At 57.2% G+C, this 13,890-nt stretch carries 10 protein-coding genes, 1 tRNA gene and 1 pseudogene; 3 read left to right on the plus strand and 9 right to left on the minus strand.

The window, feature by feature from the left end:
* The first annotated feature begins 1 nt into the window (after window position 1).
* The gene (locus CU103_RS26190; RefSeq protein ID WP_106666969.1) at window positions 2-226 is read left to right on the plus strand and encodes a sulfurtransferase TusA family protein; all 225 of its coding nucleotides are present in this window, start codon (window positions 2-4) and stop codon (window positions 224-226) included.
* A 1-nt stretch (window position 227) separates the two neighbouring features.
* Here CU103_RS26190 and CU103_RS26195 read toward each other — a convergent pair whose 3' ends face one another.
* Together CU103_RS26195 and CU103_RS26200 are read right to left on the minus strand one after the other, a co-directional pair.
* Window positions 228-1,385, minus strand: a complete 1,158-nt coding sequence (locus CU103_RS26195) for a CobW family GTP-binding protein (protein ID WP_106666970.1) — start codon at window positions 1,383-1,385, stop codon at window positions 228-230.
* Window positions 1,385-2,500, minus strand: coding sequence for a D-alanyl-D-alanine carboxypeptidase family protein (locus CU103_RS26200; RefSeq protein ID WP_106666971.1), 1,116 nt, complete (start codon window positions 2,498-2,500; stop codon window positions 1,385-1,387). Before CU103_RS26200 ends, CU103_RS26195 begins: the two co-directional genes overlap by 1 nt.
* Before the next feature lie 161 nt (window positions 2,501-2,661).
* On the opposite strand from CU103_RS26200, the gene CU103_RS26205 reads away from it, so the two are divergent.
* On the plus strand, window positions 2,662-3,831 hold the full coding sequence (locus tag CU103_RS26205; protein WP_106666972.1) for a M20 aminoacylase family protein: 1,170 nt from the start codon (window positions 2,662-2,664) through the stop codon (window positions 3,829-3,831).
* A gap of 77 nt (window positions 3,832-3,908) precedes the next feature.
* Window positions 3,909-3,985: transfer RNA gene (locus CU103_RS26210), tRNA-Arg, on the plus strand.
* Here CU103_RS26210 and CU103_RS32920 read toward each other — a convergent pair.
* From CU103_RS32920 to CU103_RS26250, 7 genes and pseudogenes are all read right to left on the minus strand, one after another.
* Window positions 3,967-4,908, minus strand: a pseudogene (locus CU103_RS32920) (precorrin-2 dehydrogenase/sirohydrochlorin ferrochelatase family protein); the annotation flags it as partial. The gene CU103_RS26210 and the pseudogene CU103_RS32920 overlap by 19 nt on opposite strands.
* A complete protein-coding gene (locus tag CU103_RS26225) occupies window positions 4,880-7,546 on the minus strand; it encodes a nitrate reductase (protein ID WP_106666973.1) in 2,667 nt (888 codons plus the stop codon). The pseudogene CU103_RS32920 and the gene CU103_RS26225, both read right to left, overlap by 29 nt.
* A 5-nt stretch (window positions 7,547-7,551) precedes the next feature.
* Window positions 7,552-7,884, minus strand: coding sequence for a nitrite reductase small subunit NirD (gene nirD / locus CU103_RS26230; protein ID WP_106666974.1), 333 nt, complete (start codon window positions 7,882-7,884; stop codon window positions 7,552-7,554).
* Between the two features lie 5 nt (window positions 7,885-7,889).
* Complete coding sequence (gene nirB / locus CU103_RS26235) at window positions 7,890-10,343, minus strand: nitrite reductase large subunit NirB (RefSeq protein WP_106666975.1); 2,454 nt, start codon at window positions 10,341-10,343, stop codon at window positions 7,890-7,892.
* Between the two features lie 23 nt (window positions 10,344-10,366).
* A complete protein-coding gene (locus tag CU103_RS26240) occupies window positions 10,367-11,611 on the minus strand; it encodes an MFS transporter (protein ID WP_106666976.1) in 1,245 nt (414 codons plus the stop codon).
* 356 nt (window positions 11,612-11,967) lie between these two features.
* Window positions 11,968-13,257 (minus strand): CmpA/NrtA family ABC transporter substrate-binding protein, encoded by a 1,290-nt coding sequence (locus tag CU103_RS26245; protein ID WP_106666977.1) that lies wholly within the window; start codon window positions 13,255-13,257, stop codon window positions 11,968-11,970.
* Between the two features lie 8 nt (window positions 13,258-13,265).
* The gene (locus CU103_RS26250) at window positions 13,266-13,853 is read right to left on the minus strand and encodes an ANTAR domain-containing response regulator (RefSeq protein ID WP_106666978.1); all 588 of its coding nucleotides are present in this window, start codon (window positions 13,851-13,853) and stop codon (window positions 13,266-13,268) included.
* Window positions 13,854-13,890: the final 37 nt, after the last annotated feature.

Genomic DNA, 13,890 nt, shown 5'->3' on the forward strand with positions numbered 1-13,890 from the left:
TATGGATGCCGAGCTTTACAATCTTCGCGGTCTGAATTGTCCGTTGCCCGTTCTGAAAACGCGTAGGAAACTGCAGGACATGGTGGCGGGCAGCCGGTTATGGGTCGAGACGAGCGACCCTCTCGCTGTGATCGACATGCCGAATTTTTGCCTGACCGACGGCCACCGGCTGATTGAAACCCTTAGTCTCGCCGGCGGACACCGCTTTCACATCGAGCGCGGCTGATTCACCCTAGTTTCACACCAGAAATTGCCAAAGGGTTGTGGAACAATGCTGTGCGATCTGGCGTGTCGATCTGCGGCTGCTGCCCCAGAAATGCATTGAAGAGCTGCGTTACGTAACTCTCCGGCAAATCCTTGACTATCATGACAAGCCGGGTCTCGCGGATACCATTCGGCCAGGCAGCAAGCCGTGCGGGCGGGTGAAAGATCTGTTGCACGCCGTGAATGACCAACGGGCGCTCCGGATCATCCGCCAATTGCACGATGCCTTTGACCCGCAGCAGTTTCTCACCATGCGCCGAGCGCAACAGGTCGAGAAACATATCAAAGCTGGATAGCGGCACCGGCGCGTCATGCTTCAGCGAGAATGAGCGTATCGACGCATCGTGCCGGTTGACATCGTGATGATGGTGGCCGTGATGACGGTGGTCGTGGTCATGCGCGTGGTGATGGTGGTCGATATCACCGCGTTCGTGCTCGCGATCGCGATAGGCTTCGGCTCTCAGCCAGCGCCGCACGTCAACTGTCTTTGTCTCGGGATTGTAGACGCCGCACTCGAACAGTGCCGCATAGCCGGTACGCCGGTCATCGACATCGACGAGATCGGCACCGGGATTGAGCGCGGACAGACGCGCCCGCAGCGCGGGAAGGCCCTGCTTGGCTCCCGGCAAATCCGTTTTTGTAATGACGATGCGATCAGCAACAGCAGCCTGTTTGACCGACTCCTCATGCCCATCGAGCGTCGCCATGCCGTTGATCGCATCAACCGTTGTGATGACGCCGTCGACACGAAATGCCTGAATCAACACCGGATGTCCCATGATGGCGTGCAGAACCGGCGCCGGGTCAGCGAGTCCGGTGGTCTCAATGATTACCCGTTTCAGACGTTGCAATTTGCCTGTCTGCAGCCGGTCAATCAGATCGGCCAGCGTGTCCACCAGTTCACCTCGCACTGTACAGCACAGGCAGCCATCGGAGAGTTCGATAATGCCCTCGCTGGCTTTCTCAACAAGCAGATGATCGATACCGACATCGCCAAATTCGTTGATGATAACGGCCGTGTCCGCGAGAGCCGGATCCTTTAGCAGCCGGTTGAGCAATGTAGTTTTTCCCGAGCCCAGAAAGCCCGTCAACACAGAGACTGGAATGGGAGCGTCGACCACTAGTTTACCGCCTTCAATGCACTGCTGGCATCGGTCAGGGATGAACGGTCCGGCCTCGGCATCGGAATCGGTATCCGGTTCATTTCCATTCCAAGGGAATTGATCTTGGCGGGCAGCAATGCCACCTTTTCCACGGCCGGTTCATGATCCATCCGGTTCATGTAGGGCGAACCTTGAACGATATGCCCTTCCAAATCTTTCCCGTCCCACGTATCGGACCCCGAAACTTCCTTCGGACAGACCGTGGGACGCATGTTGACCGCCACATCCCGGGTCGGCGCACCATAGGGCCGCAGCGCGTCGATCGTTGTGCCGGTACCACGGGTGTCGAAGCCCTTGGCAAGCAACTCTGCAGCCTTTGTCGCGCGTGTCGTCAGCTTTAGTTCGCCGAATACGACCGTAACAATCGTCCTGCCGTTGCGGGTCGCAGAACCAATGAGATTATAGCCGGACGGGCAGACAAAGCCGGTCTTCATGCCGTCGGCGCCCTGGAAGCGGCCAATCAGCGCGTTCAGATTCGGTTGGGGCTTCTTGCCGCCATAGTCGATGGCCTCAATGTCAAAGTAGTGCGCATATTGCGGAAATTCGCGGCGCAGCTGCAGCGTTAATATCGCCATGTCCCGTGCCGTCGTATAGTGATCATCCGAATGAAGCCCATTGGGATTGACGAAGTGTGAGCCATACATGCCAAGGCGCCTGGCTTCCTCATTCATCAGCATTGAAAATTTGTCAGCCGAGCCGCCCAAAGTCTCGCCAACTGCCATTGCGATATCATTGGCAGATTTCACGAGCATGATTTTCAATGCATTATCGAGGGTGAGTTCGGAACCAACTTTGTATCCCATCTTGCTCGGCGGTTGTTTGGCAGCAAGAGCGGTGATCTTTATCGGCGTATCGAGTGTAACTTGTCCAGACTCAATCAAGCGGAACGCAACATAGGCCGTCATCAATTTGGTCGTCGACGCGGGATACCAGCGCTGGAAAGCATCTTCTTGCGACAGGATTTCGCCGTTACCGACGTCTACCGTAATGTTCGCACCGGCAAGCGCCGCCGGTAGACCTGCAATTGTCGATATCACGCAGCTCGAAAGAAAGAGTGCTACAGTTTTCCGCATTCCTGAAATCCGACCTGTCTGTATAAAGAACCTGGAAAGGCATTAAGCCGCGCTTCACGCCGGGCGGCAATGCCTTTATCTATCTTATGTGGCAGGCAAAAGGCAAAACACCTTTATTCTGTTCACCGAATTGTTAGGCTTGGATTGGAGTTGGTTTCGAAATGCCTTTGCTCAATCGCGCGATCGAAATGCAAGACGAAGTTTCCGGATGGCGGCGCCATCTGCATCAGAATCCGGAATTGATGTTCGATGTGCATGAGACAGCCCGGTTTGTCACTGACAAACTTCGCCAGTTCGGTTGTGACGTAGTCGAAACCGGTATTGGCCGGACCGGCGTCGTCGGCATCATACGCGGACGCCACGGCGAGGGCCAGACAGTCGGCCTTCGCTCCGACATGGATGCCCTGCCATTGACGGAAGTCACTGGCAAGCCCTGGGCCTCCCATATAACCGGCGCGATGCACGCATGCGGTCATGATGGTCACACGGCAATGCTATTGGGCGCCGCGCAATACCTGGCACAGACACGCAATTTCAAGGGGTCTGTCGCCGTGATCTTCCAGCCTGCCGAAGAAGGTGGCGGCGGTGGCCGCGAAATGGTTGCGGACGGCCTGATGGAACGCTTTTCCATCTCGGAAATCTATGGGATGCACAATATCCCCGGCCTGCCGATCGGCGAGTTTGCCATTCGCAAAGGGCCGATCATGGCTGCCACTGACGAGTTCACGATAACGGTGGAAGGACGGGGCGGGCATGCGGCACAGCCGCACCGGACAATCGATCCGGTTGTCATTGGTGCCCAGGTGGTCAACGCGCTACAAACAATCGTCTCTCGAGGCACGGATCCACTGGATTCTGTCGTTCTCTCCGTCACCAGGTTTCACTCCGGTGACGCCCATAACATCATCCCGCAGAGGGCTGAACTTGCCGGCACCGTCCGCACCCTGCGCCCGGAAATGCGTGATTTTGCCGAACGGCGCTTGATCGAAGTTTCCGAAGGTGTCGCGGGCGCACTGGGGGCGAGCGCAACTGTCCACTATACGCGCAACTACCCGGTGACATTCAACCACAGTCGTGAGACGGACTTTGCGGCACAAACGGCTCGGAACGTTGCTGGAATTAACGCAGTCAACGACGAGGTCGCGCCAATGATGGCGGGCGAGGATTTCTCCTATATGCTGGAAGCACGCCCCGGCGCTTTCATCTTCATCGGCAATGGCGACACCGCATCACTGCACAATCCCGCCTACGATTTCAACGATGACGCGATCCCGCACGGTATCAGCTACTGGGTTCAATTGGCGGAAAGCGCGCTGCCGCCCTCGTCCTGATTGTGGGCAAAACACAGAAATTTCTGCGCATCTTCAGACTTGGCGGCGGCGCCGAAAAACAGTATGTCAGGGCATATGGTCCCGTAGCTCAGTAGGATAGAGCGACAGATTCCTAATCTGTAGGCCACTGGTTCGAATCCAGTCGGGATCACCACTTTTCAGCACGACGATATTTTTGCCTTCAGCCCGCAGTTGCTCTGCCAAGCCCTCATCGTTCTGCCTGTCGCCGGTAAGACTGATCTTTGCCGCTTCGCGACGGCCAAGCTGCAGGACTGCAGGAGCGATGGACGCATCGAACAGTATCGCATCGGCCATCTGCATGACCCGTACTGATTTTAGCGTCAAAAGTTCCGGATCATCGGATTCGATCGTAATTTCAGTCACGGCCGCAATTGCGGGGCTGGCGGCGATCTTCTCCGCAGAATGCATCAGCGACACTTCATCCGGTGCATCGGCCGAAGCGAAGGCGCGATCGACAAATTCTTCCCAGAAGCGGCGGCGTTGCGCGCCTGGTTTCAACAGATCACCGATTTGACCGCGGACGGCTTTTGCCAGCTGCGCCCAACTCGAAAGTGAGGCCGGCAGAAGTGCTTCAATGCGCCGTCTGATTGCCTGACCGAGGATAGGCGCTGCTCCGCCGGTCGAGATACCGATCACCACCGGCGAACGACTAACGATCGAGCCAATTTGGAACTGGCAGAATTCAGGACGGTCGATCACGTTGCACGGAACGCCCTTTTGAATGGCTGTAGTAAGAAAGGCATGCGCTTCGCCATCCGTCTGCGTATCGGCAACGGCAATTGCCACATCCTCAAAGCTGGCCGCGGACCAGCCGCACGGATGATAAACGAGCGGCAATGCCGATATCAGCGCTGACATTTCTTCGCTCAACACCCGCGCATACACGTGAACCTCCGCGCCTGCAGCCGCCAGCAATTCGGCTTTCCATGTCGCGGCCGCACTGCCGCCAGCGACAAGCGCGCGCCTGCCTTTAAGATTGAAGAAGACCGGCAGCACCGCCAGGCTGCCAATGCTGGCCGGTAAGGTATTACTCTGCTGCTTCGACAATATTTGCATCGATGATACCCCTGATTTCCGCACGGCAGGAGCCGCAATTGGTTCCGGCCTTCAACGTCTGTCCGATGGCTTCCACCGTATGGCAACCCCCGCGGGCGGCGGCCGCAATCTCGTTCTTTCCAACCGAAAAACACGCGCAGACGATTGCGCCCTTGTCAGGCATGTTCTTGCCAGGCTTTCCTGCCAGAAGCTGATACCGCTGGTGTGCGTCAGCGAATTGCTGCATCAACTGTTCGCTCGCCCAACTACGCGAAACGGTGACCGGTTCGCGCGCTACATAGAGCACACCTGCAAGTGTCTCACCTTCGAACGCCGCGATGCGGTGCTGACCCTGACGATGATCGTGATAGGCGAGCAGCGGAACATCGGCCTCGGTCTGGAATAGTTGCTGAGCGAATGAACTCCAATCCCTGGGCTGCTCGCAGCTTGCCAGCTCGAGCCGGAAACCCGCCTGTGTTCGTGCGAGCGCCCAATAGTCTTCGACGGATGCAGGCTTTTCGCGCATGACTGCAAAGCCATACCAGCGAGCCTGAAATGACCTGACAGCAACATTTGCCATTTTGAGCGCAGGTTGACCGGATACCGGATCAAGGTTTGCGGTCACCAACGTATCCACGCGCGCCTTGCTGGCAAATTGCCCGGTCCAGTGCATTGGCACGAAGACATTGCCCCGCGCCTGCCGGTCGGTAAGCAAAGCCCGGACGATAATTGCGCCATGGTCGTTTGCGAGCCTTACCAGGGTCGCGTCGCCAATACCCAGCTCCGCTGCGTCGAGGGGGTGAATTTCGGCAAAGGGCTCGGCGAAATGGCTGGAAAGACGCGCGCTCTTTCCTGTGCGCGTCATCGTGTGCCAGTGATCCCTTACACGCCCCGTATTCAGGACAAACGGGTATCGGGGGTCGGATGCTTCATCATTCGCAGGATGCACCGCGACAAGACGCGCGCGACGGTCCGGCGTGTAGAAGTCCCCGTCAGCGAAGAACCGTTGCTCCGATGCTGATTTCCCACGTTCTTGCGGCCACTGAAATGGCTGCAGAGCATTATAACCCTCTCCCGATATGGCAGCATGTGCGCTGATGTCGAAATCACGGCCGCCACGATTGCCGGTTCCCGACAGTGCCGCATGTTCTGCGAAAATCTGCGAGGGGTTTTCATAGGCAAAGCTAGTCGCAAAACCCATGCGCCTGGCGACCTGTGTGACCATCCACCAATCCGGCTTCGCCTCGCCCGGTAGCGGTAGGAAGGGACGCTGCCGGCTGATCCGCCGTTCGGAGTTGGTGACCGTACCGTCCTTTTCGCCCCAAGCGGCTGCGGGGAGAAGCACATGCGCATGGCGCGTCGTATCAGTCACCGCGTTGATGTCAGATACCACAACGAAAGGACAGGCCTTCAATGCTTCAACGATGAGATCGGCTTCCGGCATTGAATCGACGGGATTGGTCGCCATGATCCACAGCGCCTTCACCTTTCCTTCCCGCACCGCATCGAAGAGATCAACGGCCTTCAGCCCCGGCCTGCAGGCTATCGTTGGCGACGCCCAGAACTCCTGAACCAGCTGACGGTGATCTTCGTCTTCCAGATGCATATGGCTCGCCAGCATATTGGCGAGGCCGCCAACCTCGCGGCCGCCCATGGCATTGGGCTGGCCGGTAACCGAAAACGGCCCCATGCCCGGACGGCCGATGCGGCCTGTCGCCAGATGACAGTTGATGATGGCGTTGACCTTGTCTGTTCCACTTGTGGACTGATTCACACCCTGACTATAGATCGTCACGCAGCGCTCGGTCCGCGTGACCAGCGCGAAGAACTCGCGCAGTTCCTCCGGGGAAAGCCCCGTGCGTGCGGAGATGCTACGCAGATCATGGTTCTTGGCAATTGCCAGCGCTGCGTCGAAACCTGAGGTGTACCTGTCCAGATAGGTTCGATCCACTGCGCCTTGCGCGGCGAGGTAACCGAGCAACCCGACGAAAAGGGCCGTATCTCCGTCCGGCTTGATCTTCAAATGCATGTCCGCAATATCTGCGGTCATGGTCCGGCGTGGATCGATGAGTACAATGCGCATATGCGGACGCCTGGCCTTGGCTGCCGCGATACGCTGGTAAAGCACCGGATGACACCAGGCCAAATTCGAACCGGTGAGCACGATGAGATCGGCCAGTTCCAAGTCCTCATAGGTGCCGGGAACGGTATCCGAACCGAAGGCACGGCGATGACCGGCCACGGAAGACGACATGCACAGACGCGAGTTGGTGTCGATATTGGCGGAGCCGATGAAACCTTTCATCAGCTTGTTGGCAACATAGTAGTCTTCCGTCAAAAGCTGGCCGGAAACGTAGAATGCCACGCTGTCCGGCCCGTGCTCCCTGATCGTTTCGGCGAAACGGCCTGCTACCAGATCAAGCGCCGTGTCCCAGCTTGCAGGCTCGCCCTCTATCCGCGGTTCGAGCAGCCTTCCTTCCAGATCGACGGTCTCGCCAAGAGCGGAGCCTTTCGAGCAAAGACGCCCGAAATTGGCGGGGTGATGGGGGTCGCCCGCAATGCCAATGACTCCGCTCTCCTCCCTGGTGGCGAGAACGCCGCAGCCTACCCCGCAATAAGGGCAGGTGGTGCGAACACTGGTGGGAGAATCGCTTTCCATAAGGTCTATTCCGCCGCTACGGCGGCAAGTTCGAGCAGTGCAAGGATCCGGTCACCATCGAGCTTGATGGCAATGGTCCTGACGCTTCCCTCGTCGGCGCCGAGAGCCTTGCCGGTTTCTAGCGAAATCACCCAATTGTGCAGTGGACACGTCACGGCGGCTCCGTGCACAATGCCTTGGCTGAGTGGTCCACCCTTGTGCGGACAATGGTCGTCAATGGCGAAAATCTGATCTTCCATGGTCCGAAAGACGGCGATCTTGCCTTGCGGCGTCTTTACGCAGCGCGCGCCCCGGCGCGGAATATCGTTAATCGATCCGATTTCAATCCAGTCATTCATGACGCTCACTCCGCTGCCTGGTGAAAGCCGATGGTGGCCATGGGCTGGAATTCGTGTTTGTCGACACCCGACACACGCTCCGACCATGGGTCGACCTGGGCGAACTTCTGGCTGAAAACAAACCGGTCAAAATAGGCCTTGCGCTTTTGCGCATCACCCATGATCTGGCGGCGAATTTCATCAAGGCCGACACGCTTCGCCCATTTGTAGATGCGCTCAAGATAGCGGCCCTGCTCGCGGTACATCTGCGTCAACGCCACGACATGCTCCAGGGCCTCATCCTCGGTTTTCACCAGACCGAGAACCTCGGTCCCCTTGATATCGAGACCGGCGGCTCCAGCGAAATGGATCTCGTAGCCCGAATCGACACAGATAATGCCGACATCCTTGCAAGTAGCTTCGGCGCAATTGCGTGGACAGCCGGAGACAGCCATCTTGACCTTGGCTGGCGTCCAGGATCCCCACATGAACTTCTCTATGCGGATACCAAGGCCGGTAGAATCCTGTGTACCGAAACGGCACCAGTCCGTGCCGACGCAGGTCTTTACGGTACGCAGGCCCTTGGCATAGGCCTGACCCGACACGAATCCGGCCTTGCCGAGATCAGCCCAGACGGCGGGCAGATCCTCTTTCTTGATGCCCAGCATGTCGATACGCTGACCGCCGGTCACCTTCACCGCAGGTATGTCGAACTTGTCGACGACATCGGCTATGGCGCGGAGTTCCTTGGAGTTGGTCACACCGCCCCACATGCGCGGCACCACGGAATAAGTGCCATCCTTCTGGATATTGGCGTGAACCCGCTCATTGATGAAGCGTGACTGATAATCATCCGCATATTCATCCGGCCAATCAGCCACAAGATAGTAGTTCAATGCCGGACGGCACTTGGCGCAGCCGCAGGAGGTTTTCCATTCGAGTTCCTGCATGACTTCCGGAATCGATTTCAGCTGCTTGGCCTTGATCAAACGGCGAACATCGTCATGGCTGAGGCTCGTGCAACTGCACATCGGTGTGACTGCAGCGGGATTGTAGGTATCGCCGAGTGTGAGCGACAGAAGCTGCTCGACGAGACCCGTACAACTACCGCACGAAGCGGAAGCCTTGGTATGGGCGCGTACATCGTCGAGCGACGTCAGCCCTTTTCCGGTGATTGCACCGGTTATTTTACCTTTACAAACGCCGTTGCAACCGCAGATTTCTGCATCATCTGGCAAGGCTGCAACGGCCGCCATAGGGTCCAGTGGGGACCCTCCCTGATAGGACTGGCCGAAAATCAGGGTGTCGCGCATCTCCGAAATATCGGTACGCTTCTTGGTGAGATCATGGAACCATGCACCATCGGAGGTTTCGCCGTAAAGGACAGTGCCGATAATACGGTCGTCCTTGAGGACAAGACGCTTGTAAATGCCTGCAGAAGCATCGCGCAATACGATTTCCTGACGATCGTCGCCCTCGCCGAGATCGCCGACCGAAAAGACGTTGATGCCGGTAACCTTCAGCTTGGTCGGCGTCTCGCTATGAACAAAGGCGGCGTCGCCGTTTCCTGCAAGCTGCGCCGCCACGACTCGCGCCATTTCATAGAGCGGCGCGACGAGGCCGTAGCATTGCCCGCCCACTTCTGCGCATTCTCCGATGGCAAAGATATCCGGATCGGAAGTGCGCATGCCGGCATCGGTGACAATGCCGCGATTGAATTCAAGCCCGGCTTCCTTGGCAAGCGCGCCATTGGGCCGGATACCGACGGCCATTACTACAAGATCTGCAGGCAGCACCGTGCCATCGGCAAGCAACACCCCCTCGACCTTCTTCTCACCAATAATCTCCTTGGTGCTGGCCTTGGTCATGACTCGGATGCCGCGTTGTTCGACTGCCTTTTCCAGGAGGTAGCCCGCTGCCGGATCGAGCTGGCGCTCCATCAATGTCGGCATGACGTGCAGGACCGTCACATCCATATCGCGGGATTTGAGGCCCGCAGCCGCTTCGAGGCCAAGCAATCCGCCGCCGATTACAATGGCCCGAGCCCGCGACTGCGCAGCGAGCAGCATGGCCCTGACGTCGTCGAGATCGCGATAGGTCAGAACACCGGGGAGATTGTTACCGGGCACCGGCAGGATAAAGGGAGAAGAACCGGTGGCAATCAGCAGCTTGTCGTAGGATTCGGTTGTACCCGCGTCGGAAGTAACTGTTTTGGCCGCACGGTCGATATTGACGACTTTATGGCCCTTATACAGCATGATCCCGTGCTTGATGTACCAGCCATCCCCGTGGATGATGATTTCCTCGAATTCCTTTTCGCCGGAAAGCACGGGCGACAGCATGATCCGATCATAATTGACACGCGGTTCGGCGTTGAAAATCGTGACGTCATAGGCGTCGGGCGCCAGCTCGAACAGGTGTTCGAGCGCTCGGCCCGGCGCCATGCCATTGCCGACAATGATGAGCTTCTGTTTTTTCATGAGTATGTTTCCGATACCGATATTCAAGCGAAGGCAGGGCGTTGCATTTGCCGGATGGAGACATGCATCCAGATGAGAGAGATCGCGACGATAAGGAAGAGCAGCATGAAGCAGCTCGACCACAGGCCCGTCAGGTCTTTCATTAGCCCGAACGCGATCGGGAGGATGAAGCCTCCAAGCCCACCAACCATGCCGACGACACCGCCGACAGCGCCCACACTGTTGGGGTAGTAGGCCGGGATATGCTTGTAGACCGCAGCCTTGCCGAGGCTCATGAAAAAGCCGAGGACAAAGATCACGGCAACGAACACAGTTGGCGTTATGGCCAGAGGCACTGGTTGCGAGGCTTGCGCGGCCGGCAGCGAGAGAATGAGAGTGGCTACGCCCCCGGCGGCAAGTGTCATATACATAACCTTGCGCGCGCCGATCTTGTCGGAGAGGACACCGCCATAGGCGCGGAAAATGCTGCCAGGGATCGAATAGGCTGCAGCGAGCATGCCTGCTGCTTCGATTCCAAATCCATAGACGCCGACGAGGTAGCGCGGGAGCCAGAGCGCAAGGGCGACAAAGCCCCCAAAGGCAAAGAAGTAATAGAGCGAGAAACGCCAGACACGAAGATCTTTCAGGGGTGCCAGCTCATGGAGAAAACTCTTTGGCCGGTCTTTACCACGCGCGCGCGCCCGGTAAGCCGGATCGTCTGTCGTCGTGAACCAGAATACGATTGCCATGACGACAAGAGCAGCAGCCCATATTTCGGCGACCGCTTGCCATCCGAAAGCAACAAGGACAAGTGGGGCGAGAAACTTGGTGACAGCGGCACCAACATTGCCAGCACCGAAGATGCCAAGCGCGGTGCCTTGTTTATTCGGCGGAAAGAAGGGAGATACATAAGCAACACCAACGGCAAACGACCCACCCGCAATGCCGACGCCGAGACCGGCAATCAGCATTTCTGGATAGGTTCTTGCGTAGGCGAGGAGGAACGTAGCGAGCGCGGCCGCCAGCATCGTAACCGTGTAGACAACCCGTCCGCCATAACGGCTGGTCCACACACCCAGCACGACGCGGATGACCGATCCCGTCAAGATCGGCATGCCGACAAGAAGTCCAAACTCCGCTTCGCTGAGATTGAGTTCCTGTTTGATACGAATGCCGATGATCGAAAAGATCGTCCACACGGCAAAACAGATCGTGAATGCAGTAGTTGATATCCACAGGGCTCGCTGCGACTCTCCTGCTTCAATACCCATTGGCAGATTGTCTTTCATCGTGATCCTCAAACGCTTCGGCCTTTTGCAGCCGGTTCAGCCAATAAAAAAACGCCGCTGGATGAAGCGTATTCCCCAGAACCAGACTGGTGGAACGAACTTGCCAAGCGACGTCGATGTCTTTGAAGCACCCGATGCCGGTGCCTGCGGTTCCTGTCATCATTGACGGAACAGAAATAGTTATGCAAACCGCGTGCCAGTTTGACGGAGAAAATATAACTTGTTGTTATTCAATGGTTATTTAACTAAGTAGCCGTCAGGCTAAGTGGCGTAGTCGGGAATCCAAAGCGAGCCATTTGTGCAATTGCATCAAAGCCATGCCAATTTATTGTGCAGAGCACAATTTTTTGCCACGCTCAAATCTCATTTGGGGCAACCGAACGTGTATCCAGGCTGGCGATATCAAACCCCTGCAGATAACCGGCAATACGCTGCGGATCGAATACAGCACCGTCGATAAATCCGTCATCGGTCGCATTGCCCTCGATCCGCAGATCATCGGATGGAATATCGGAACGCGGGCCCAAAGCATGCCGATACAGGTCTGGACGAAAGGCTGAGGACACTTGCTGGCTGGTCTCCGGCGAATAGGCCACCTGCCCCCACCGCACCATCTGGCTGAATATCCATTGCGCCTGACTGATCCAGGGGAAATTGGCACCTTCACGATGGAAGGAAAAATACTCCGGAACGGTCCGATCGGTTCCATCAGGATCTGTTGTAAATCTGCCGAGCAAGACGCGGTGCACAATGTCGAATGGCGCATCCAGATAGCGCGGTTCAGCGAGTACGTGCCCCAGTTCGCTCCGATTATCGGAAACATCGCACCAGGCTGCCGCGCGATCGAGCGCGACGAGCAACCGTGACAAGATCTCCGGATTCTGCGCGGCCCATTCGGGCCGCATTCCGATGACTTTTTCCGGACTTGATGGCCAGATGTCTTCCTTGACCGCAACGATCCGGCCGACATCCCGCGCTACCGCCACCATGTTCCACGGCGCTCCCACGCAGAACCCATCGATTGCACCGGCCGACAAAGCATCCGATGTCATCGGCGGCGGAACGACGACGAGTTTCACATCATGATCAGGATGAATGCCCCCCGCCGCCAGCCAGTACCGCAATTCGTAATTGTGCGACGAAAATGGATAAGTCATGCCCAGAACCGGTAGGGCCTCGCCCTTTTCCCGCATTTCCTCGATTACCAGCTTGAGCGCCTTGGCATTGGCAAGCGCATCCTCATGCCCGGTCAAACCAGCCTTGGCTTGCATGCGGCGATAGAGCTGCACCGATAGTGTAATGGCGTTGCCACCACGGCCAAGGGAAAAGGGTGTGATCACCGGCGAGGGGTTGGAACCAAGTCCAAGCGCCGACGCAACGGGCATGGGTGCGAGCATATGTGCGATATCGAACTGCCGGAACGCCAGCCGGTCGCGTATATTGGCCCAGGAGACATCCTTGACCAGGTCAAGCTGAATGCCTTCACGTGCAGCGAAGCCGAATTCCGCGGCTGCTATGAGCACCGAGGCGTCGACAAGCGGAATGAATCCTGCACGAACCAGCCGCGTTCCTTCGCTGCGTATCGCAGCTGGCATTGCGAGCCGGGCCCCATCGCTTCTTTCAATCCCAGTACGGATGAAACTCATGACTGCTCCTAACTTCCCAGAATTGCCGCGGCCATGACGACGCTTTGCGCAATATCGGCAAGTTTTTTCTTCTCGTTCATTGCTGTCTGGCGCAAGAGCGCATAGGCCTCGTCTTCCGACAATTTTCGCGACTTCATCAGAATGCCCTTGGCGCGTTCGATGATTTTCCGCTCTTCAAGCGCGCTTTTGGCATCTGCCAGTTCCTGCTGCAGCCGGCTGAATGCCTTGAAGCGGCTAACGGCCATATCGAGAATGGGCTTTACGCGCTCTTTCTTCAGGCCATCGACCACATAGGCCGAAACGCCCGCCTCCACCGCGGCTTCAATAGACGAACTATCGGAACGATCGACAAACATGGCGATGGGTTTACGCACAGAACGCGTCAGTTGAAACAAATGCTCCAGCATGTCGCGGTTTGGCGTTTCGATATCGATGACAATGACATCCGGGCTGATCACCTCGATCTGGCGTGCCAGTCCAACGATATCGTTGAGCACCACCACTTGATCATGCCCCGCCTCCCGCAACCCCTCTTCGATGATGGAGGCGCGTATGCGGTTTTCGTCAAAGATCATGATGGATAAGGCAGCCTTCATGCCTTATTTTTGCGCATGCATGAATATTGTGCAATGC

The sequence above is a fragment of the Phyllobacterium sophorae genome (assembly GCF_003010965.1).
GTDB classification, from domain to species: Bacteria; Pseudomonadota; Alphaproteobacteria; order Rhizobiales; family Rhizobiaceae; genus Phyllobacterium; species Phyllobacterium sophorae.